The organism is Endozoicomonas sp. ALB091, assembly GCF_049310265.1.
Classification (GTDB): Bacteria; Pseudomonadota; Gammaproteobacteria; order Pseudomonadales; family Endozoicomonadaceae; genus Endozoicomonas.
Map to the genome: position 1 here is coordinate 157,394 of NZ_JBLYNQ010000006.1, position 23,119 is coordinate 180,512.

19 protein-coding genes are annotated in these 23,119 nt (G+C 50.0%); 9 read left to right on the forward strand and 10 right to left on the reverse strand.

All coding sequences use genetic code 11. The features are described 5' to 3' along the window. Positions 1 to 26 precede the first annotated feature (26 nt). The 4 genes from ACO6UX_RS07775 to ACO6UX_RS07790 all read right to left on the reverse strand — a co-directional run bounded on the left by ACO6UX_RS07775 (position 27) and on the right by ACO6UX_RS07790 (position 3,090). Positions 27 to 404 carry a DUF971 domain-containing protein gene (locus ACO6UX_RS07775; protein ID WP_269673216.1) on the reverse strand — a complete coding sequence of 126 codons (378 nt, stop codon included), beginning with the start codon at positions 402 to 404 and terminating at the stop codon, positions 27 to 29. A 76-nt stretch (positions 405 to 480) separates the two neighbouring features. Beyond that, positions 481 to 1,821 (reverse strand): HslU--HslV peptidase ATPase subunit, encoded by a 1,341-nt coding sequence (hslU, locus tag ACO6UX_RS07780; RefSeq protein ID WP_422446437.1) that lies wholly within the window; start codon positions 1,819 to 1,821, stop codon positions 481 to 483. Positions 1,822 to 1,849: 28 nt separating this feature from the next. Continuing rightward, the gene (gene hslV, locus ACO6UX_RS07785; protein WP_422446439.1) at positions 1,850 to 2,392 is read right to left on the reverse strand and encodes an ATP-dependent protease subunit HslV; all 543 of its coding nucleotides are present in this window, start codon (positions 2,390 to 2,392) and stop codon (positions 1,850 to 1,852) included. A 104-nt stretch (positions 2,393 to 2,496) separates the two neighbouring features. Beyond that, the gene (locus ACO6UX_RS07790; RefSeq protein WP_422446441.1) at positions 2,497 to 3,090 is read right to left on the reverse strand and encodes an SPOR domain-containing protein; all 594 of its coding nucleotides are present in this window, start codon (positions 3,088 to 3,090) and stop codon (positions 2,497 to 2,499) included. Between the two features lie 193 nt (positions 3,091 to 3,283). On the opposite strand from ACO6UX_RS07790, the gene argS reads away from it, so the two are divergent. Together argS and ACO6UX_RS07800 are read left to right on the forward strand one after the other, a co-directional pair. Further along, positions 3,284 to 5,026 carry an arginine--tRNA ligase gene (gene argS, locus ACO6UX_RS07795; protein ID WP_422446443.1) on the forward strand — a complete coding sequence of 581 codons (1,743 nt, stop codon included), beginning with the start codon at positions 3,284 to 3,286 and terminating at the stop codon, positions 5,024 to 5,026. 144 nt (positions 5,027 to 5,170) lie between these two features. Continuing rightward, positions 5,171 to 5,767, forward strand: coding sequence for a hypothetical protein (locus ACO6UX_RS07800; protein WP_422446445.1), 597 nt, complete (start codon positions 5,171 to 5,173; stop codon positions 5,765 to 5,767). Between the two features lie 65 nt (positions 5,768 to 5,832). Here ACO6UX_RS07800 and dtd read toward each other — a convergent pair whose 3' ends face one another. Further along, a complete protein-coding gene (gene dtd / locus ACO6UX_RS07805; protein WP_422446447.1) occupies positions 5,833 to 6,270 on the reverse strand; it encodes a D-aminoacyl-tRNA deacylase in 438 nt (145 codons plus the stop codon). A 38-nt stretch (positions 6,271 to 6,308) separates the two neighbouring features. After that, positions 6,309 to 7,262: a prolyl aminopeptidase gene (gene pip / locus ACO6UX_RS07810; protein WP_422446449.1), complete on the reverse strand. Its 954-nt coding sequence runs from the start codon at positions 7,260 to 7,262 to the stop codon at positions 6,309 to 6,311. 334 nt (positions 7,263 to 7,596) lie between these two features. Between pip and ACO6UX_RS07815 the strand changes: the two genes are divergently transcribed. Further along, complete coding sequence (locus ACO6UX_RS07815) at positions 7,597 to 8,571, forward strand: hypothetical protein (protein WP_422446451.1); 975 nt, start codon at positions 7,597 to 7,599, stop codon at positions 8,569 to 8,571. A gap of 55 nt (positions 8,572 to 8,626) precedes the next feature. Here the strand turns inward: ACO6UX_RS07815 and typA are convergent, their stop codons facing one another. Continuing rightward, positions 8,627 to 10,444, reverse strand: a complete 1,818-nt coding sequence (gene typA, locus ACO6UX_RS07820) for a translational GTPase TypA (protein ID WP_422446452.1) — start codon at positions 10,442 to 10,444, stop codon at positions 8,627 to 8,629. A 348-nt stretch (positions 10,445 to 10,792) separates the two neighbouring features. Here typA and ACO6UX_RS07825 point away from each other — a divergent pair, with 348 nt between their 5' ends. After that, entirely contained in the window at positions 10,793 to 12,046 is a 1,254-nt protein-coding gene (locus ACO6UX_RS07825) for a hypothetical protein (RefSeq protein ID WP_422446454.1), read from the forward strand. Positions 12,047 to 12,384: 338 nt separating this feature from the next. After that, positions 12,385 to 14,199, forward strand: a complete 1,815-nt coding sequence (locus ACO6UX_RS07830) for an anthrax toxin-like adenylyl cyclase domain-containing protein (protein ID WP_422446456.1) — start codon at positions 12,385 to 12,387, stop codon at positions 14,197 to 14,199. 19 nt (positions 14,200 to 14,218) lie between these two features. Here the strand turns inward: ACO6UX_RS07830 and ACO6UX_RS07835 are convergent, their stop codons facing one another. Continuing rightward, positions 14,219 to 14,605 (reverse strand): PIN domain-containing protein, encoded by a 387-nt coding sequence (locus ACO6UX_RS07835; protein WP_269673177.1) that lies wholly within the window; start codon positions 14,603 to 14,605, stop codon positions 14,219 to 14,221. Between the two features lie 2 nt (positions 14,606 to 14,607). Further along, complete coding sequence (locus ACO6UX_RS07840; protein ID WP_422446459.1) at positions 14,608 to 14,883, reverse strand: AbrB/MazE/SpoVT family DNA-binding domain-containing protein; 276 nt, start codon at positions 14,881 to 14,883, stop codon at positions 14,608 to 14,610. Between the two features lie 329 nt (positions 14,884 to 15,212). Here ACO6UX_RS07840 and msbA point away from each other — a divergent pair, with 329 nt between their 5' ends. The 3 genes from msbA to hldE all read left to right on the forward strand — a co-directional run bounded on the left by msbA (position 15,213) and on the right by hldE (position 20,432). After that, positions 15,213 to 17,027 (forward strand): lipid A export permease/ATP-binding protein MsbA, encoded by a 1,815-nt coding sequence (gene msbA / locus ACO6UX_RS07845; RefSeq protein ID WP_422446461.1) that lies wholly within the window; start codon positions 15,213 to 15,215, stop codon positions 17,025 to 17,027. A 423-nt stretch (positions 17,028 to 17,450) separates the two neighbouring features. Further along, positions 17,451 to 18,743 (forward strand): hypothetical protein, encoded by a 1,293-nt coding sequence (locus ACO6UX_RS07850; protein WP_422446463.1) that lies wholly within the window; start codon positions 17,451 to 17,453, stop codon positions 18,741 to 18,743. A 246-nt stretch (positions 18,744 to 18,989) separates the two neighbouring features. Then, a complete protein-coding gene (gene hldE, locus ACO6UX_RS07855) occupies positions 18,990 to 20,432 on the forward strand; it encodes a bifunctional D-glycero-beta-D-manno-heptose-7-phosphate kinase/D-glycero-beta-D-manno-heptose 1-phosphate adenylyltransferase HldE (RefSeq protein WP_422446465.1) in 1,443 nt (480 codons plus the stop codon). A 228-nt stretch (positions 20,433 to 20,660) separates the two neighbouring features. Here hldE and ACO6UX_RS07860 read toward each other — a convergent pair whose 3' ends face one another. Further along, entirely contained in the window at positions 20,661 to 21,641 is a 981-nt protein-coding gene (locus ACO6UX_RS07860; protein ID WP_422446467.1) for a DUF3418 domain-containing protein, read from the reverse strand. A gap of 498 nt (positions 21,642 to 22,139) precedes the next feature. Here ACO6UX_RS07860 and ACO6UX_RS07865 point away from each other — a divergent pair, with 498 nt between their 5' ends. Further along, positions 22,140 to 23,081: a porin gene (locus ACO6UX_RS07865; protein ID WP_422446469.1), complete on the forward strand. Its 942-nt coding sequence runs from the start codon at positions 22,140 to 22,142 to the stop codon at positions 23,079 to 23,081. The last annotated feature ends 38 nt before the right edge of the window (positions 23,082 to 23,119 follow it).

The following is a 23,119-nucleotide window of genomic DNA, read 5'->3' on the forward strand; positions in this document are numbered from 1 at the left end:
GTAGCAGGCAGGGCATTAAGGTCAAGTTACTGAAAAAGACGAACCACCGAAACGTCCGGATCACGGCTGGCACCGGCATCCCTCAGAGCCTGCAGGTACTCATCCCACATCGCTTCTTTGTTATGACACAGCTCATGGAGGTAACCCCAGTCATAAATCCCACTGTTATGCCCATCATCAAACACCAGCTTGATGGCATATTGGCCAACCATTTCCACGCCGGTGATGGCCACATTCAGTTTACCGGTCTGCAAAACAGGGTTGCCATGACCACGAACCTCGGCAGATGGGCTTAATACCCGGAGAAACTCCGCTTCCAGCTGGAACGTGTCATGACCAAACTGAATCTCCAGGGTTTTGGAGCGCTTATGCAGTTTAATGGCGGAAGGAATTGGGGTAGTCATTTCGGGCGGGGGTTCCACTCATAGAAAAGAGTAAGAGAGTGAAAGGAGTGACCAACTGACCACTCCCTATCAAACATCAGAGGATATAACGACTCAGGTCTTCATCCTGAACCAGTTCACCCAGGTGTTTATCAACATAAGCCGCATCAATCTTCAGTGGCGCGCCATCCTGGGCTGAGGCCAGATCTGCTGCACCAAAGGAGACTTCTTCCAGCAGACGCTCCATCACTGTATGGAGACGGCGGGCACCGATATTCTCAGTACGCTCATTCACCTGCCAGGAAACCTCCGCCAGGCGGCGAATGGCATCCTCGGCAAACTCGATATTGAGCGACTCTGTGGCCATCAGCGCCTGGTATTGTTCCGTCAGAGATGCATCCGGCTCGGTCAGAATGCGCATAAAGTCTTCAGAAGAGAGCGCTTTCAGTTCAACACGGATGGGCAGACGTCCTTGCAGCTCCGGAATCAGATCAGAAGGCTTGGCCAGGTGGAACGCACCGGAGGCAATAAACAGAATGTGATCTGTCTTCACCATGCCGTATTTGGTAGAAACGGTACAACCTTCGATCAATGGCAGCAGGTCACGCTGCACACCTTCACGGGAGACATCGGCATTGGAAGCCCCGGAGCGCCTGGCCACTTTGTCAATTTCGTCAATAAAGACGATACCGTTCTGCTCAACAGCGTCAACCGCCTTGGTCTTGAGCTCGTCTTCATTAACCAGCTTGGCCGCTTCCTCTTCCTGAACCAGACGCATGGCATCCTTGACTTTCAGCTTCCGCTTTTTGGATTTGCCGGTATTCAGGTTCGAGAACATGTTCTGCAGCTGGCTGGTCATCTCTTCCATGCCCGGAGGAGCCATGATTTCAACACCCATGGCCGCTTCACGCACATCAATCTCAATCTCTTTATCGTCCAGGTCACCTTCACGGAGTTTTTTGCGGAACACCTGACGGGTTGAGTTGTCCTGAGGCTGAGACGACTCTTCACCAAAAGAACGGGGAGGCGGCAGCAGGGCATCCAGAATGCGCTCTTCAGCGGCATCCAGCGCACGGTGACGAACGCGCTCCATCTCCATCTCACGGAGCATTTTGATGGCAGCATCCATCAGGTCACGGACAATGGACTCGACATCGCGGCCCACATAACCCACTTCGGTAAACTTGGTGGCTTCCACCTTGATAAACGGTGCATTGGCCAGTTTGGCCAGACGCCGGGCAATCTCGGTTTTACCAACGCCGGTGGGGCCGATCATCAAAATATTTTTCGGGCTGATCTCGTTACGCAGATCTTCATTCAACTGCATTCTGCGCCAGCGGTTCCGAAGGGCAATCGCTACAGCGCGTTTGGCCTCGTCCTGGCCAATAATATGTTTGTCCAGCTCATGGACAATTTCACGGGGTGTCATATCTGACATATCAGAAACTCGTTAGATCGCTATTGTTTCAAGCTGCAGGAAGCTCTTCGATGACTTGGTTTGAGTTGGTGTAGACACAGATATCTGCGGCGATACCCAGACTCTTTTCAACGATATCCCGGGCACCCATTTCTGTGTTATGAAACAGTGCCTTGGCAGCTGCCTGGGCATAAAAACCACCGGAACCGATGGCCAGGATGCCATCTTCCGTCTCCATGACATCGCCATTACCGGTGATGATCAGGGAGGCCGTGGCATCAGCAACAATCAGCATGGCTTCCAGACGTTGCAGGGCCCGCTCGGTTCGCCACTCTTTGGCCAGCTCAACCGCTGATTTGGTCAGTCGTCCCTGGTGTTTTTCCAGCTGGGCTTCAAAACGCTCAAACAGGGTGAAGGCATCAGCGGTACCACCGGCAAACCCGGCAATCACTTTACCTTTATACAGTCGGCGTACTTTGTGGGCGTTGCCCTTGATTACGGCATCACCCAGCGAAACCTGGCCATCACCACCGATCACCACACTGCCGCCACGACGTACCGACAGAATAGTTGTGCCACGATACTGTTCCAAGGCTCGCTCCTTAATAAAAAACGGATAACAGGGCCTTATATGGGGCAGGGAAATAAATTATCAAGAGGGGCGGAAGAGAAAACCCGCCCGCAATGGTGCTTTTTCTATTTCAACTGTAACAAAAGACTATCAATGTTTTTGCTGGCCAGCACTTCCTGGGCATTGTGCAGTGAGGCCCGGTCGGCAAATGGTCCCAGCTGCACCCGATGCCAGGTTTCCCCTGTGCCAACACTGACTTTCTCGACTTTGGGACTCAAACCTTCCAGCAGCAATTGCACCCTGAGTCGCTCGGCATCCTTGTCGCTGCGGAAGGAACCGGCCTGCAGCAGATATTTTTTAGCGCTGGCGGCCGGTTTCTGATCCGGCTTACTCTCTGGTTTTCTGGCAGAGACTGGTTCCGGTTTCAGTTCCGGCTCCGCAATGGATACCGTCACTTCCGACTCAGGCAGCAGGGTATAAAAATCAAACACCGGCTGATTATCTTTTTTCTGTTCATCCCCGGACGATGACTGGACCTGCCCGGCGACGCTGCGCACATCTTTGGCAGAGGGCGTCAGCCCTGCCAGAAAAGCAGCAAACACACCAATAACCAGACCTGCCAGCAACCAGGCCCAGTTGGGCAGAGACACACCGGCAGATTTACCGGCATTGGTCGATTTACTGGCTCCCCGCCTGCTATTGTTTGATCTGGATGTCATATCTCTCAACTTATCTATTGTCAGGTCTGTGTTTGTCCGGCTGTTTATGAACACACCCGGATAAAGATACCATTATCTCCAGCCTTACTGGTATAAGTTCAAGCACAGCGATTGCTTCTATTGAGACACATGGCCTTTTTCGATAGCATTCCCGCCATTTAAATTCCAGCGAGTTTTAACCAAGGACTCATGCATGAATATTCTCAAGCTGCTTGAAGACAAAGTCATCAAAGCGCTTATTGCTGCGGGTGCTCCAGAGGGGACCCCGGCCATGGTTCGTCCCGGCGCACGGGCGAACTTTGGTGATTACCAGTGCAACGCCGTGATGGCTGCGGCCAAAAAAATGGGGATGAACCCACGGGAACTGGCACAAAAAGTGATCGACAATCTGGATCTTGATGGCATTGCCAGCAAGGTTGACATTGCCGGACCCGGTTTCATCAACATTCATCTCGCCCCCCAGTGGCTGGCCAGCAGTCTTCAGTCTGCCGTCCACGATCCCCGGGCTGGAGTTGCACAGACCGACAACAGGCAAACCGTGGTGGTTGATTACTCAGCGCCGAACGTTGCCAAAGAGATGCACGTTGGCCACCTGCGCTCCACCATTATCGGTGACTCAACCGCCAGAACCCTGGAGTTTCTCGGACACAAGGTAATCCGCCAGAACCACCTGGGGGACTGGGGTACGCAATTTGGCATGCTGATCGCCCACCTGGAAGAACTGGAGAAAGAGAACCAGGAAGCCATGAGCATGGAGCTTTCTGACCTGGAAACGTTCTATCGCGAAGCCAAGAAGCATTTTGATGACAACCCGGACTTCGCCACCCGCGCCAGAAGCTATGTGGTTCGCCTGCAGGCCGGCGACGAGTACTGCCTGAAACTGTGGAAAAAACTGGTGGATACCACCCTGTCACACAACCAGGATACCTACGACCGCCTGAATGTCTCACTGACCACTGCTGATGTGATGGGGGAAAGCGCCTATAACGACAGCCTGCCCGTGATCATTCAGCTGCTGGATGAACAGGGACTGTTGAGCGAAGACAGCGGTGCCAGGGTTGTCTTTCTGGATGAGTTCAAAAACAAGGATGGCGACCCAATGGGCGTCATCGTCGAGAAGTCCGGAGGTGGTTTCCTTTACACGACCACCGACCTGGCGGCGATCCGTCACCGCTGCCATACCCTGAACGCCGATCGCGTTCTCTATTACGTAGATGCACGCCAGGGACAGCATTTCGACCAGGTATTCACCATTGCCCGCAAGGCAGGATTTGCGTCTGACCACGCGTCACTGGAACACCACGCCTTTGGCATGATGCTGGGCAAAGATGGCAAACCGTTCAAGACCCGAGCCGGCACCACCATCAAGCTGGCAGACCTTCTGGACGAGGCGGAAGAACGCGCAGCCGCCCTGATTGCCAGCAAATCCGACGACCTTTCAGAAGAGCAGAAGGTAAATGTGATCCGCTCTGTGGCCATTGGCTCGGTAAAATATGCGGACCTTTCCAAAAACCGGACCAGCGACTACGTTTTTGACTGGGATAACATGCTGGCCTTTGAGGGCAATACCGCACCTTACCTGCTCTATGCCTACACCCGGATCATGAGCATCTTCCGCAAGGCCGGTATCAGCGAGTCTGACCTCACTGGTGATATCCTGATTGAGAACGATGCTGAACGGGAGCTGGCCCTGCTGCTGTGCCGCTTCAGCGAAACCATTGAATCCGTTGCCAGAGAAGGCCTGCCACATCAGCTGTGCGCCTATCTGTACGACATCTCCGGTGCCTTTATGAAGTTCTATGAAGCATGCCCGGTGAACAAGGAAGGCGTTTCTGAAGACCTGCGCAACAGCCGCCTGCAGATCTGCGCCCTGACCGCCAGAACCCTGAAGCTGGGTCTTGGCCTGCTGGGCATTGAAACCGTCGAGCAGATGTAATAATACCCGCCTGACACCCAATGTCAGGCCCTCTATCGCCTTATTTGCAATTATTTTGCCCAATTAGCCAACATTGGCGGAACTTTTCCGAAACCTCATAGTCTAGAACAATAGTTCAAAAGAATTTTAATAAGGAGGTTAACCATGATTGGTTCTGCCATACCAGGTGGAATAGCCCGATTAACCAAGAGGTTTATCAGTTATTCCGAGCCCGTGTCTCGACCTTTAGCCATGTTCGTAGCTGGACGTATTGGCGGAGGTATAACTGTACAGTTTGGCCCCAGGGCTGTTAAAGCTGTTGTCGACTATACAGTTACTGGCTATTTTGCAAAGCAGCTTTGCTGTCTAACAGCAAATGCGTTTTTTGGCCCATACTATTACCCTGCCGGCCAGGTGATATTTTCCGGCCTTGCAGCAGTAAGCCCGGGGCCTGTAGCGATTGCCGATAAAATTACTCCATACTTCTACCATCAGCGTTATCTGGCCGAGCTTGACAAAAGCGACTTTGACCCGACGCGATTGGAAGCTGAAGATGTGGAACTTGAAGGAGTGGAAGAGGGCTATGTAAATTACACCTACGAGCCACTCCCTGTTGATGAGTCTACTTACTGTTTCTTCAACAAGGAAGATGCTGAAGGCATGCCACCCTTGCTTCCCCTCAATGGCAAGCCTGAGTTTGAAATGGAGGTATTCAAAACGGTCGAAACAGATGCTGCCGAGGATGATAATGCTGCACTGTAGCCAAAATATGGATCATCAGCCTATTACCAGGCTTGATGATCCATTCCGTTTTTCGGTATTTGACGCTAAGACTCCAGCAGAAACGTCACCGGCCCATCATTGAGCAGAGAGACTTTCATATCTGCACCAAAGCGGCCGGTGGCAACATTGTGATGCAGAGCTTCAGCCCGCTCAACAAAGTAGTGATATAGCTTTTCTCCCTGCTCAGGAGAGGCCCCGGCGCTGAAACCCGGGCGCAATCCTTTACGGGTATCCGCAACCAGAGTGAACTGGGAAACAATAAGCAGGCCGCCCCTCACATCGCGCAAACCAAGGTTCATCCTGCCCTGATCATCACTGAAAATTCGATATTTCAACACTTTTTCCAGCAGTTTATCCGCCAGAGCCAGGTCATCCCCTTTTTCGACACCCAGCAACAGAAGAATGCCGGAACCGATTTCTCCGACCGTCTCCCCATCCACCACCACGCTGGCATGACTGACCCGCTGAATCAAACCTTTCATCGATGCATCTCGAGTTGTTTTTCCAATACGCTCTGCTTTTATGGAGCCAATCTTCGGGCAAAATCATCCGTTGCCCTAACCAGTGCATCCACAATACCCGGCTCACAGGAAGCGTGACCCGCATCCCGGATAATCTGCAAATCTGCCTGCGACCAGTGATCCACAAGCGCCTGCGCATTATCCAGCGGACAGATCATGTCATAACGCCCATGCACGATCACGCCGGGAATGGCTGATATCAGATTCATCTTCTCTATAATCTGATTCGGGTTAATGAAGGACTTATGTTTAAAGTAATGACACTCTATCCGCGAAAGAGATAAGGCCAGGTGTGGATCAGCAAAATGATCCACCAGTTCATGGTTGGGTCGCAGGGTTGCCGTATTACCCTCCCACAAAGACCAGTGCTTGGCAGCATTCATTCTGGCCAGTTCATCCTCGCCAAACAGCCGCTGATAGTAAGCTTCCAGAAGATCGCCTCGTTCACCTTCCGGTATCAGCTCAAGGAAGTGTGCCCAATGATCCGGAAATACTCTGCTGGCTCCCTCTTTATAAAGCCAGTCAAGATCCTGTTGCCGGGAAAGAAAAACTCCCCTGAGAACCAGTCCTGACACACGCTTCGGGTGCGCCTGGGCATACAGCAACGAAAGTGTTGAGCCCCAGGAGCCGCCAAATACCAGCCACCGCTCAACTCCCAGGTTTTCACGAATCAACTCCATGTCTTCAATCAGTGCAGTGGTATTATTGTGCTCCAGTTCAGCATGGGGTCTGGAGCGGCCACTCCCCCTCTGATCAAAAAGAATAATCCGATACTTTTCCGGATCAAAAAAACGGCGATCCTGCTCTGTACAACCGGCACCCGGTCCACCATGCACGAAAAGAACCGGTAGCCCATCCTGAGAACCACACTCTTCAATGTATATCTCATGAATATCATCAACTTGCAGGTGCCGGTTAGCGTAGGGTTTGATGGCAGGATACAGGGTGCGCATGGAAAATCCTTTCAGGAAAACACCAGAACAATGCTTAACCTTAACCTTAAACGGTTATTGCGGCAAAGGGCACGTCGTCACTTTTAAAAACATCACTTGAACTAATTCGGCGGCAACCTGTCTGAGACTTAGAACATAAACATCCTCTACTGATAACACCACGCCATTCAGCTACGTACACCGACCTCTCTGGAGAGGGTAATAAAACAGCAACAGCCCGAAGAATATGAAATACCAACCTGGAAAAGTAATTAAAACAATTGTGGTCTTTTTGATCATCCTAATGGCAATTCCCGCCAGAGCATCCCGGTACTTCTCTGATGATGATCAAATAATGATTCAGCAATGGGTAGCCAGGACGGGCTTTAAGATTTACTCAACCAATCCTGAAACCCAACAGAATGATCGCAGGCAATATACCCTGACGGCTTTACAAGCCCTGCATACCTGTCGACCCGAACAATTTTATCGCTATCTTTCACAACTGCTTATTTCGGCAGGCAGAACGGCAGATGGTGAGCTGCACCAACTGCTTCAGCCAGCATTGAATCTAAATAAAAAAGAGAAAAACGTCTTTGAAACGTTCATCCTTGAGCAGAGCAAAGATGACCTTGCGGCCTGGTTAAGCCATCACACGGAACTGGATAAGCATCTCGCCCGTGATGACGAACTCTATAACAACCTGTTTGAACTATTAACCAGAACCACCATTAGCAACACCAGGGTTTGCCCAGAAATGTTAATGCTGGAGAACTTCAAGGGGGTTAAGGAGAAGCGGCATGCGGTTTTGCAATGCATCGCCCTGTCAGCGAATCTGTATATTGTTGATATCGATATCAGCCACAACCGAATAGCCACCAGCAAAATACTGGGCCCGGGGCCCGTCAGCACCGATCTGACATCCTCGCCAGCAGTGGTTCTGGACAATAGTGAAGACCTGTTTGCAACCATTCCTGAACTCTACGACAACCCGCACATCAACCCGGTCATATTACTCACCTCACCGTTGGAATACGGTTTTCTGGTCTCTCACCGACTGAGCCAGAAAAGCAACAGGCCCCCGGTATCTCCCCTGACAACGGCCGACATTGAACAAATGCGACAGCGCTACAAGGCAGATAAAAACAAACGGGTTAAACATGAAAAGAAAAGACACTTTTTAGCGGAGGGAAAACGTAACCCTCACTTTCTGGAAGGCTGGATAGCATCACCGGGTTATACCTTTGTGGCATGCCTTGTTATTGCAGCAATTATAACTCAGCTAACGACCACGGTCCCATACCCCGGCAACCCCTGGTTAGGGCCATAAAAAAACCCCACACTAAGTGGGGCTTTGCATACAGTATTTCAGTTATTCGCCAGTATTACTTCGAACGACTTGCGCGCTTACGCTCATGTTCCTTCAGGAACTTTTTGCGAATACGGATGTAGTTGGGCGTCACCTCAACCAGCTCATCATCATCAATAAACTCCAGAGCCTGCTCCAGAGAGTGACGAACCGGTGGCGTCAGAATGATATTCTCATCGGTACCCGCGGCACGAACGTTAGTCAGCTGTTTGGCTTTGGTTGGGTTTACCGTCAAATCATTATCGCGACTGTGCAGACCGATAATCTGGCCTTCATAGACATCAACGTTAGGGTTAATGAACAGACGGCCACGCTCCTGCAAGCTGAACAACGCATAGGCCAACACCTTGCCATTCACCATGGAGATAAGAACACCGTTGTTGCGCTGGCCGACTTCCCCACCCTTGACTTCACCATAATGATCAAAAATGGAGGTCAGGATACCGCTGCCTGACGTTATGGTCAGGAACTGGGAACGGAAACCGATCAAGCCACGAGCCGGCATAATGAAGTCAAGACGCACACGTCCTTTACCATCCGGTACCATATCCTTCAGTTCAGCACGACGCAGGCCAAGCTCTTCCATGACTGGTCCCTGGTGCTGTTCTTCAATGTCCACCACCACGTGCTCAAAGGGCTCCTGCTTAACGCCGTCAATTTCCTTGACCACTACCTGTGGACGGGAAACCGCCAGCTCAAACCCTTCCCGACGCATGGTTTCAATCAGAACAGACAGGTGCAGTTCACCACGGCCAGACACCTTGAACTTATCCGCATCATCGCCCTGCTCAACACGCAACGCTACGTTGGAGATCAGTTCGCGATCAAGACGCTCACGGATATTACGGGAGGTAACGAATTTGCCATCCTGACCAGCAAACGGAGAGTCATTCACCTGGAAGGTCATGCTGACTGTTGGCTCATCAACCGTCAGCGGTGGCAGCATTTCCGGACGTTCAGGATCACAGATCGTGTCAGAAATGTTCAGCTTATCAATACCGGTAATACAGACAATGTCACCGGCACGGGCTTTGGCCACTTCAACACGCTCAAGCCCCAGATGCCCCATGACCTGCTGCACTTTGGCCTTACGCTGCTTGTTGTCACGATCCACCAGCACAATCTGCTGACCAGGCTTCAGTACACCACGGGTAATACGGCCAATACCGATAACACCAACATAGCTGTTGTAATCCAGGGCACTGATCTGCATCTGTAAAGGACCGTCAACATTGACCGGTGGCGCAGGCACACGCTCAGTAATCATCTCAAACAGCGGTGTCATATCTTCAGCCAGATTGTCCGGGTCATGACCGGCAACACCGTTCAGTGCGGAGGCGTAAATCACCGGGAAGTCCAGCTGCTCATCCGTAGCGCCCAGACGATCAAACAGATCAAATACCTGATCCATAACCCAGTCAGGGCGAGCACCCGGACGATCAACCTTGTTGATAACCACAATCGGTCTCAGGCCCTGCTCAAAGGCCTTCTGGGTAACAAAGCGGGTCTGTGGCATCGGACCATCAACGGCATCCACCAGCAGCAGAACCGAGTCAACCATGGAGAGCACCCGCTCAACTTCACCACCGAAGTCAGCGTGTCCCGGGGTATCAACGATATTGATATGGAAATCTTGCCACTCAATCGCGGTGTTCTTGGCCAGGATGGTAATACCACGCTCTTTTTCCTGGTCATTGGAGTCCATGATACGCTCAGCGCCCTGGTCCTTACGACCCAGAGTACCTGACTGCTGCAGCAGCTTATCCACCAGCGTAGTCTTGCCGTGGTCTACGTGGGCGATAATGGCAACGTTTCTTAACTTATTAATTTCCAAAACTTATTCCGCCTTTCAAAATCTTTAAATTTTTTTCGTACACATATTTGTACACACTTTTAAATCTGTCTGCTCCAGGAGGCCGAGCAACTAAAATGGCGGCAATCCTACCACTCCGCCACTCATACGCAAGTTTTATACACCCTTATATCTGCCCGCCTTACCGGCATTTAAGTGCACGGGTATACGTATATGACCAGATATAACCGAGTTACCACGTTGACATTGCGACGGAAACCAGCCGAAGGGATTTGCTAACGCTCAAAGCCATAAAGTCGTTGATCGTGAGATGCCTGATCCGTTTCCTATACTTCAGGAGATACCCAACAGCGCACATGGATGAAGCCAATGAGTAAGGTCGATGAGAGCACCCCAAGTCAGCCAGCCATCCCACCAAACAACAACAATCCTAAGAAGACTCAAAACACCAGTACAGGCCGAATTTCCCAAATAGCAGATGCTGAGCCAACAATTGGCAAAGCTGGACATGCATTATCCAATGAGCGGACAGATTTTGGTCTGGAGAAACGCCAAATCACCCTGTCTTCACCCCATAAGATCACTGACCTCAAACAGAATAAACAAGAGAAGGATCAGCTTATAATTCTCGAGGAGAAAATCCAGACCTCAACTAAAAAGCTCACCGACACGACCCACAATAGTTCAGAGCAGTGTCAGCAAATCAAGGCCCTCATCAACGCCTATATGGATGAACTCGAGATGCTGGACGATCCACCCTGCACGACCCGGCAACTGGCTTTGTTTCGAGACTACCTGCAAGAGCAATTGGTTCTCATGCCCAATGTCTACAAAGGCATTCTCCTCTCCAGCCCAAATACCAACAAGCGCTTTCTCAGTGAAATGGCGACCAAAATCAACGATAAGATTATTGCTACTATGCAGGCTCCAGACCATATTTTTGAGGATCTGGCCATACCGGCTGAGATTGAAAGAGAGGTGCGAATCCCCAGTGACAGTTGCCATGAAAGCGATATGCTCGCCATGAAAGCCGATTTAGATAAACAAGGTCAACTTGTCATCCCCAACCAGATCGGTGTCGATTTGATCAGAAACACTGTACGTATTCACAACAACAATGGAGTCAACTTTGACAATAGTGCTCTATGCACTGAATACCACTATAAGATGGCTCATAATGAGACGGATGCCGCCAACGAAGTTCGTCAGGCGTTAGAAGGCGAGATTATCAGTAGCCTTGATGGGCTACCGATCGAAACAAAGATGCAGATACTCAGCCACATCAACCAGACCGAGCTTAATCATATGCTCTACTGTATCCAGGGCACTCTGTTTGACATGATGCCCGATTGGGGTTTGCTAACCCAACAAGACCCAGAGCTGGCTATCGATGTGATACGTAACGACAACAGCACTGACATCACCTACCGCATGAACGCTATTCCAACCCTTGCGGGGGGGGCAGGAACTACTGATGGAGAGCCTCTCAAATATGACAGTCAATCTCGCATCTCGCTCAGTCGTACTGCCACTATCGATAATGATGGCCATGTTGATTATGGAAAAATTGAGGTGCGGTTCTATCTCCATAAGGTGAAAGAGGAATCCAGTGCCAAGTCTTGAATCTTGAATGTGTTTCAAAAGAAACCAGCAAAAAGAAAGACCCTGGCTTTCCCACTTGAACTTCCCCGCCAGACTTCGCAGGACTGAACTTAAACCTTTCAGATTAAACAACGTCCATCAGGCAAACGCTCCAACCACTCCTGACCACTAATGGGCAACTAAACCGGGACAACACTTCGCAATCGCTTCCGGAAACTTCTCTGCGCTTGCCCTGCACCTCGAGCATTTTCATTGTGCATGGGTGACGCAAAAATTCAGATTACAAACCCTCAACACCATCTATGCTGGTCATGAGAATTTGTGGAGACCCTGTTCTTTAAAGGGAGCAAAGACTGCCGATGCAAAACATTGATAGTTTCGCTCGCAACGGGATGAGCTGGGGAAGCCTGCATACTATGGCCAAAAAAATTACCACAAATACACCAACTCAATATCCAGCTCAAGAAAATAAACCCAGGCCGGCCAACGATAACACTCGAGGGGTGTTTGCCAATACCCGGCAGGTTTCCCCGATCACTGAGCGCAGTGATACCCATATTGGCAAGGGTGTTAACAGTGACAGAACTGCGAGCCGACTGGATAAAGATTCACAAAAAAGCCTCAGTAACTCATTGATCACTCTGGCTGACCCTGTGCAGGAACATACTTCCCGGGACAAAGTAATCACCGGCCTGCAACGGGTTGCAGCACACTCCCTCCAGGGAATCCCCTATGATCTTCTGAGCCAGCTGAAAGAGGCCGCTGATCACCGCGGTGCAGCACTGTTTACCCGACCTGTGGAGCCAGTCTGTCGCACCTTGATTGATGAAGGGTGGCCCACCAAACATTTCAGAATCAAGGCAAAAAGCAGTAACTGGGGGGCTCAGGCAGGTACCATTCCGGTGCTTCAGCAGTACAGCAAACTGGCCCTGGACAGGGACAGTAAAATAGAAAAATACAGCAAGCAGGCAGAAAAGTGCCTGAAAGGGGTAGATCGCCACGGCAATCCGTACGCCGAGGCTGTGCCATTAAGAATCAGCCAGAACCGCCTTGAGGAGCTTGAACGCAATGGCTATCTGTATCAGCGAAATGAGCAGGTCAATGAACACGGTGACCTGTGTCTCTATTTCAAGACACGGGCCTGCAATCGCAGTGACGGGCCTGAACATACCCAGCTATTGATAAGAGAACCCGATGGCCAATGGGCTGTTTACGACGCTGATCATATATCCCCAGCACCTGTTATGGTGATTGCGCAGCCGGCAACAGAGCCAGGCGACACGGCACAGCCCATGACCGCAGATATTGATCCACTGATGGAGGTTTTTCCCCTGGAGAAACTGGATCTGGAGCGTTTAGACCGATTACCCATACCTTTAGTCTCAGACCAGGTTGTCACCCGGCAGGTTGACAAGTATCGAGCGAGACTGAAGAAATCCTTTGCTGCCGGGGAAATATCCAAAGAGGTGTTGCAGGAGAAACTGGCTGGCTATGATCAGTTGGAAAAAAAACTGCAGAACGATTTTTATTCGGTAAAAGATGAATCCGGGCAAACCCTCTTCAGGGAGGACTCGGATATGGGCAATGTGTCAAACCGAACCCGGAATATGGTTAGCTATTACGAACGGGCATTGGGCAGAAAACACCGGGTTATTCATCATAATGTTGATGTTCACAGTCTGGCCACTGATGAGCAGGCCAATTATCCCATTACCGCTTTTCTGCCAGCCTCATTAAATATGGCAGAAGGGATTTGCATGATTTTCAATGAGGAACAGTTTCACTCTGTGCTTGGTGAGCTGATGAATCGAGGTTATGCAGTCCAGCAAAATCCACTCTGGAAAACCCGTCCGAAAAATCACAATTTTCTCAATGCCAAGGCCCGTGTGGCAGCCAGTATGAAAGCTTCGTTAATCAATCCTGAAGAGTTTGTCAGGGGTCTTGAGCAGATGGCCCGGGTGGACGATCCCGATGAAGATTACCGGGCAGCGCTGATCTCTGAACAGGAGGACTATCTGAAAGGTGACGCTCATGAGCGCCGTGATTCCGCTATCAGCTTCAATAGCAGTCTCGACTCCGTTGACCAGGGATCAGAGGGGGACTCATCAACAGCGGATCTTTCCGATTTCAGCGACAGTGATTCTGAAGATGATGATTCCGGCTTTGGTCCTTAGGACCTGCACCTCCCGGCGATCACTGCGGCCAGAGCAGGCTGAACTCAGGCAACCTTGAAGCCTTGCGGTCAAAGGTCAGGGTTGTTACACATTGTTGTTTGTTATGATGCCCGATCATGGCATCCGCAAAATCATAACCCTGTTGATAATCATCAAGAGCTTTCAGGGTTTCCGGACAATGATCAGTTACGCACTTTTGCAGGTGCAAAACAGCTCTGAGTTTCTGACATTGCTGTTCGGGGTCTACCCTGTAAAAATGACTGAGCACCCACACAGTTTCTATCAACACCAGAGGGCTGATGTAAAACTTCTGGCAACCGGTGAGGAAGTTGAGAACCTGTTGATACTGAGGCTCGTCATCTCGAACCAGATAGCGAATAAGGATATTCGTGTCAATACCGTCCATTACTACTTGCCTTTGTGCTGGTCATGTTGATTGATCCAGGTTTCAGAAGCACCCGCCTTAATGGCTTTTTCCATATCGTCCAGCGATGCCCTGCGACCATTGGTGTGCTGGGCCAGGCAACCACCAAGGGCTTCAATATCGTCAGACATGGGGGTCAGGATGATGACTCCGTCTTTTTCTTGAAAGAGCACTTTATCACCGGGTTGCAACTGATATTTTTCCCGAATAGCACTGGGAATGGTGACCTGCCCTTTGCTGGTGATTGAGCTGGTTGACATGGCTGAGGTCTCTGGTTCGAGTATTACAAAAGGTAATACCTGATCAGCAGCTTGTCAAAACGGACGGGTTAAGTAGTACATTCAGGTTTTAAGCCTGTCCTTTTTCCGCAACCGAATAAACAAACCTGCTATTTTTCCTGAAGCGCTTCCGCAAACGCCCGGTAAAAAGGCTTTTTAAATGGCTGATATCGCTGTTATGCTCGCGGGTTCATTTTTATTTTAATGAAAATGCCGCCAGAACGTGCTTCCCAGCCAAACTTTTCTTTTAATCGGAAGCGGCACTTACGCTCATGGCAACGTCTGTCCAGAGCCGGAAATGATCCAATACCATGTCAGAACAGAACCCTAATCCTGGCAGTCTGCAGATTTACCTTCGACTGCTGACTTACGTAAAACCCTACATCGGCTATTTTGCCCTGAGTCTCCTTGGCCTGGCTATCTTTGCCCTGACCCAGCCCGGTTTCGCCAAGCTGCTTGAATACTTTGTCCAGGCGCTGGAAGGCGAAGAGGTCACCCTGCTGCAAAACCAGGCATGGCTGCCCAACTCAGCCATTTCATCACTCTGGCTGATCCCGTCACTGATGGTCATTATCGCCATCGTTCGGGGCATCGGCTCTTATCTGGGTAATTACTACATCTCCAAGGTCGCGAACTTTGTTATCCATGACCTGAGAACCGAGATGTTCGAACGCATGATCAACCTGCCCAATGCATTCTTTGATAACAACAACTCCGGCCACCTGATTGCCCGTATTACCTATAACGTCAGCCTGGTGACTGCCGCGGCTACCGATGCCATTCGTGTTGCCGTCCGGGAAGGCCTGACCGTTGTCTTCCTGCTCAGTTTCCTGTTTTACACCAGCTGGAAGATGACCCTGATCTTTATTGCCGCACTGCCAATCATCGCCATGGTGGTTGCCTATGCCAGCAAACGTTTCCGCAGGATCAGCAGAAATATGCAAAATTCCATGGGAGACCTGACCCATGTCACCTCGGAAACCATTAATGGCTATCGGGAGGTCAGGGGGTTTGGTGGTGAAGGTTATGAATGTGATCGCTTCCGGTCTTCCAGTGCCGCCAATACCCGCCAGAACCTTAAGCTGGCCAAAGCGGGCTCCGTCCATACGCCGGTTCTGCAATTTATTGTCTCCATAGCCCTTGCCCTTTTGCTGTTTATGGTTCTGTTTGTCAAAGGTGACTCAACTACAGCAATCCTGGTGGGTTATGTAACAGCGGCCGCCCTGCTGCCCAAGCCGATCCGCCAGCTCAGCGAAGTGAACGCCAGTATCCAGAAGGGCATCGCGGCGGCAGAAAGTATTTTCGCCATGGTGGATGAAACACCAGAAGCCAATCATGGCCAGTACACCTGCGACCGGGTAACCGGTTGCGTTGAATTCAGGCAGATTGGTTTTGCTTATCCAGGCGCGGAATCACCCGCACTGCAAGACATCAGCTTCACCATTCAACCCGGACAAACCTACGCCCTGGTGGGGCGATCCGGTTCCGGCAAAAGCACCCTCGCCAATATTGTTCCCAGGTTCTATAACCATACCGAAGGCGATATCCTGATTGACGGTGTTCCCCTGAATGACTTTGAATTGAAAAACCTGCGCAGCCATATTGCCCTGGTCAGCCAGAACATCACCCTGTTCAATGATACCGTTGCCAGAAATATTGCCTACGGTGCCTTGGCGGATACCGCCGATCAGGAAGATATCCGCCTGGCTGCAGAAGCGGCCCATGCCACAGAGTTCATCAAAGACATGTCGGACGGTATGCACACAATTGTTGGCGAAGACGGCGTTCTCCTGTCCGGCGGCCAGCGTCAGCGTCTGGCCATTGCCCGTGCGGTGCTTAAAGATGCGCCCATCCTGATTCTGGATGAAGCAACCTCAGCCCTGGACACAGAATCCGAGCGCCACATTCAGGCAGCCCTGGACAGCATCATGAAAGGCCGTACCACCCTGGTGATTGCTCATCGCCTGTCAACCATTGAGAATGCCGATTGCATCCTGGTAATGGAGCATGGCCGAATTATTGAACGAGGAACCCATACTGAACTGCTGGCGAAAGGTGAACATTACGCCAAACTGCACAAGATGCAGTTTCAGGATGAACCGCCTGTTACCGTAGAACACGTTTAAATATTACTCAGGAAGAAAATGGAACTTTTGCTCCCTTTTTCAATCTTACTTAGTACATCATTCCAATAAGTTTGATGTGTAAAATCTCCGTTCACCCCGGGTGCCCTTCGGCTCAGCTCAGGATGAACGGAGCTTGGGAGCCATTGATAGAAGGAACTCATCAATTAAATTCAAACCATGTACTGGTCGTATCTTGAGCTTAAACAGGCATTTCCAATGGAAACATATCCAAGCACCAACCCGGCAAACGTCTCGGCAGCGCCTGCCAATCAGCTAACCCGGCCTTTAGCACCCGCTTCTGATAGCTCCAAATGTGTTTTTTCTCCTCACCGAACAGTGGCAACATGTCAGACGCATACATCCAGCCAGTCCGGCTCCAATGACATAACATCCACCAGAACCACTGACATTGAAGCAAGAGCTGTGCTTCCCGGTAGCGCCGACACAACAATACTTGCATCTTCTGGCTCTGGTTCTTCTATATCGCTAAAAGGCCCTCAAAATAATGACATTGCGAAAAGCTCTCTGCCCAATGAGTTGCAAGCATGTATTCGGGAGTGGCAAGTAATCTCGACGAACTACCCACGAAATTTAATGTTTCAGGAACTCATCAAGTTCATGACCAAATGCAAAAGAGCATTAATACTCCGATCAATTCAACTGGGCAGGTTTGACAGGGAAAATCCAGCACACATTGCCGAGGCTTTTCTGTCAGGTACGTTGAATATGGCAACCCGCAGAGTCTCCAACATGCCAAAGTATGTTTTAAAGGCAGAATTTTCACCTGATAAGACGGATGCCAAAAAAATGTTCCGGGAACATGATGTATTTCAAATATCGCGCATTCTCGATCCTGATTCAGGAAAAGGTATAGTTACTGAGACCATCTCCCACCAGGGTGTTACGTTTTTTATACCTGACGACCCTTTTAAAACAGCTTCCACCGCTACAAATTTCATTGGGGCATTGCTTTCTACAATTTCTACTTTTTATGATCATTCTGCGCCCCCGAAGCGTGCTCAGGCTCAAACCGAAAGTACAGTTACTGACTCAATATCCAATTCACCCAAAGGCGCTGACTCAACTTGCCCTGATACCAGTGATGATAATTGTGACATTGCCATACTCTTCAAGACATTGGGATTATGGAAAAGTCAGGATAAAACCCTTGTTATTCCCTGCATAAAAACACAATCCAGCCACATCCCGCCATTCAAATTAATCGCCGCATTCTCAAAGTCGCTGGCTGAAAGCCACCCCTACCATGCGTTGTTCAAAAGGGCTCAGCTGGACCCGGCAGGGGTAACTTATTTCCCAAGAACAAGTGAAGTCCAATCAGAAAACCTGACCAAATTTCAAAACAGTGTCTTAAATCTTCTGGAAAAGATGTTGCTGTTGCGCGCGAAAGAGGCAAGATCTTCAAAACCAAAAGAACCCCAATCATCTGCATCAGCTCAACCATCACCAGCCGTAGCCCCTGCCAGTTCCTATAAATTAGAAAATCCCTCAGAAAAAACACTATCCCTTGCCAAACAAATCGCTTTGCTGATCGAACGCAATGATGCAGCTAAGCTCAAAACATTACTTGAACATAACCCTCAATACGCCACTGAGCTTAAAGACTCCCAGAATAATAAACTGCAAAAATACCTGTCTAAATGCCAGGATATCCAGGCTGACAATGATGAGGTGTCGAGGAGTACGACGACCATCTGACGTCACAGGATTAATATTATTTCTCACTTACGCAGCAGAAAACATCTATGGTAAAGTCGCCAATTTACCGTAAAACAGCTGCACTGCCCCCGATCCGGAAACACGAAACAAGGCGTATAAGGTGTACCAGCACACGCTGTACAGCCTTTGCCAAAATATCCGTCAACTGACTTTAAGGTGCATATTGCACGGCTGTGGTATGGTAAGTAGTTAACCAACTGCCATTAAGCTGACTGGACCTCATTGATGAAATTGACGATTCCCCGTTTTGATCTGGCCAAAGTCCTGGTAATTGGCGATATCATGCTGGATCGATACTGGCATGGTGCCACCTCCCGGATATCACCGGAAGCTCCGGTGCCTGTAGTCAAAGTCGGACAAATAGAAGACCGTCCGGGCGGAGCGGGCAACGTTGCCCTTAACATTGCCACACTGGGCGCACCGGCATGGGTTATCGCGGCAACTGGTGACGATGAATCCGCCGACGTCCTTCAGACCCGACTGGAGGCCGCTGGCATTTACTGCTGCTTTGCCCGAATCCCCGGTGCGCCAACCATTACCAAATTACGGGTCATTTCCCAGCATCAACAATTGATTCGCCTGGATCATGAAGAAAGCTTTGATGGTCTGAGTCCCGATGTGATTGAAGAAAAGGCCGCCCAGCTTATCCATAACCTGAGCGCCATTGTCCTTTCTGATTACGGCAAGGGAACTCTGCAGGGCTGTCAGCAACTGATTCGCCTGGCCCGATCCCATAATATTCCCGTTCTCGTGGACCCCAAAGGCAGCAGCTTTGAGCGTTACCGTGGTGCCACGGTGATAACGCCCAATCTGAAAGAGTTTGAGACAATTGCTGGCCCCTGCCGCAGCGAAGAAGAGCTGGTCAGCAAAGGTCAACAACTGTTAAAAGACCTTGAGCTGGGAGCACTGCTTATTACCCGCAGTGAACACGGCATGACCCTGATCCGGGAAAATGAACCTGAAGTCCACTACCCGGCAAGGGCAAGAGAAGTTTTCGATGTAACAGGTGCAGGCGACACGGTTATCTCGGTACTGGCCGCCTCCCTGGCCGCTGGCTGTGACATGCCCCAGGCTGCCGGTCTGGCCAATATTGCCGCCGGCATTGTTGTGGCCAAGCTAGGCACCGCCAGCGTCTCCATGCCCGAACTGAGACGTGAAGTGAACCGGGAGCTGGGTGCTGAAAGAGGTGCGGTATCTGCCGAGCAATTGATGGTTGCGGTTGAAGATGCCCGGGCTCACGGCGAAAAGATCGTTTTTACCAACGGTTGTTTTGATATCCTCCATGCTGGCCATGTTGGCTACCTGGAGCAGGCACGCAAGCAGGGGGACAGGCTGATTCTTGCCATTAATGGCGATGATTCTGTCACCCGCCTGAAAGGTGAAGGACGCCCGATTAACCCGGTGGACCGCCGAATGGCAGTACTTGCTGGCCTGGAAGCGGTGGACTGGGTTGTCAGTTTTGATGAAGATACCCCGGAAAATCTGATTCAGGCAATCAAGCCGGATGTACTGGTAAAAGGTGGCGACTACTCACTGGATGAAGTGGTCGGTGCTCCGATTGTTCATGAATACGGTGGTGAAGTGAAAGTGCTGGCCTTCCTGGAGAACTGCTCAACCACTGCCATTGTCGATAAAATCCGCGATGAAAAAGAAGCACAACCTGCCTGATGATTGCCTGGCCATAACCGCTGTGGCCAGCCCCTGATCTGAATTATCTGCCGGGCATCAACCGGCAGAGTAGTAGCCTGTCGGACTTAACAACATCTACAGGTTATGACAGATCAAATAACACGTACTCATTAACCAGACCTATCAAGGGCCGATATATTGATCAGGCCCATGCTTGACACATTTACCGTGACTCCTTGATAACATTGGTGAGAAAACACTGATGAATTAAATCGCTTCCACCTCTTCCCACAATTTCCGCAGTCGTTTGTCCGATACCGGAAAACGAGTGCCCAGCTGCTGGGCAAACAGGGAAACCCGGTACTCTTCAATCATCCAATAGAATTGCTGAAGATTTGGATCGATCACCTTATGCTGATAATGAGCCTCTCGGCGTTTATCATATTTCTGCTGCAGAGCGGTCAGCTCTTCCGTCCAGGCGCGATCACGGTTTACCTTGGCTGGCAATTTCTCCAACCTGACCTCAATCGCCTTGAAATAACGAGGATAATGGCTAAGCCACTCCATACCCGCTGACGTCATAAACCCCGGCTGTAACAGTCTTTGCACATGCTGCTTGATATCTGCCAGGGCCAGGGCCCGGTCAAAACTGATCTTACCTTTCAGTTGTCGGCTAATCCCCTGGGCAATACGAAAGATCTCATTAAGAATGGGATCAATCTTCTCGGCAAAAGGCACAATGTCGCCTTTGGGCTGCTCCAGCAATGCCATGAATGATTCACGTTTTTTGGGCAGCTCACTGTCCTTATTCAGATAGACGCCGCTGATAATCAAACTCTGCAAATCATCTTCAAGCTGGTTCTGCTTCATCAGATTAGTGGCCAGCAACCTGGTTTCTTTCAATCTGGCCACTTTACTCAAGGCAAACTTAAGCTGGGTGGACAGCCTGATCCTGAGCAATCGCGTCAACCCTTTGCGGTTTTCAAAGTCGGCCATCGCCGGACTTTCAAACGTAAGGTGGTGCAAATCAGGCTTCTGTCGTTCAGCCCCCTTGCACCACTTCCCACAGCCCGCACCGTTACAGATATCCGCAGGAATCAGGGCATCGTAAGTAGTTAACCAACTACTTAACCCGGATATTTTATAAACGTGCTCGCGCTCTCGCTTGTCCTTTGCCGCTCTATGGAATTGTCTTTTAATAAGTTCCCGATTTCCGTTCACCCTGAGCTTGTCGAAGGGTCGTGCCACCGAACTTCGACAAGCTCAGTCCGAACGGAGTCAGGCAATGAAAATAGGGAAGTTATTTCCAGACAACTCCTAAGTCAGTGCCATTGGCCCATAGCCCCCCATTCACCGTTGGCTGAACGACAGGTTGGGATATCAAAGCTGTTGCCTTGCAAAATCAGGCAAGGATAGACAAGGCTCAGGCGGTGAAAAGAACCGTTTGAATTATTTATAATGGATAATATGCAAAAATCTTATAATTAAGACGGTGATAGTTTTCAGGGGAAAAAAAATTGTTCTCTGATATCAATGACTCAGTCCATAATGTCCCCCTCGACCGCTCATCGTAGACGGATCAAGTAGACGGATCAAAGCATCGCCCCCGAATTCATCAGACAGAAATAAAATCGCAATAAAATCGTAACTTTACAGAAATTTTTCTTTCATTTTTGCTAATTACTATAACGGTCTCAATCTAATGAACAGAACGTTCATCCACATAAGTAAGGTAATACAAGCAAAATGAAGAACGCAGCACTGACTACAACCATTCTGACCGCACTGGCATCAACCCCTGCTTTTGCTGTAACTGTTTATGATGAAGACGGGACTTTGCTAAAAGTCGGGGGTCGTGCAGAAGCCCGTTTTAATATCTCTGACGAAAATAAAAGTGCCGACACTGACTCTTTCAAAGATAAGTCCCGCGCCCGCGTAAAGATAACCGGAAAAACCCAGATCTCCGAAGAGCTGTATGGCTTTGGTAAATATGAGACTCAGTTTGACGACAAGTCTGAACTAACCAATCGTTACTACTTTGCAGGTTTAGGCACTTCTTTTGGAGAGTTTTCCTACGGCAAACAAGACTCGGCTCAGGTACTGCTGACTGATATCACTGATATTATGGCAACATTTGGTGCCGAAGCAGCAGATATCGTTGATGGCAACAAAGACAAACGCGAAAATACCTTCCTTTATTCCGGAGAGTTTGATGCCCTGACCATTCAGGCCAACTATACCGCAGCGGATGAAGATAACACCAAAGATACCGAAAGCTACGGTATTGCTGCCCTCTACAATATTGGCTCAGTTGATATTGGTGCCGGTTATGTTTCCCAAACCAGCGGGGTCAACGACGACGACCAGGCTAATCTTGTCGTCCAATACTCTATTGACGACATTACCCTGGGTGCCCTGTACACCTTGGGTAGCAACGCTGACAATGATATTACCGGCTACGAAATATCAGCTAAATACAAACCAGTAAAGAAACTTACCCTGGCCAGTGTTTACAACTATCAGGAAGTAGACCCCAAGGCTGGTGCAACAGTAGACACAATTGACGAGTTTGCCATTGAGGCAGTTTACAAGTTCAATGGCAACCTGCGAACCTACGCCGGTTACAGATTCCAGCAGATTGATAACACGGATGACGAGTTACAGGCCGGTATCCGCTACGACTTCTGATTTCACTGATACTCCCTCCGGGACATCCCGAGGGAGTA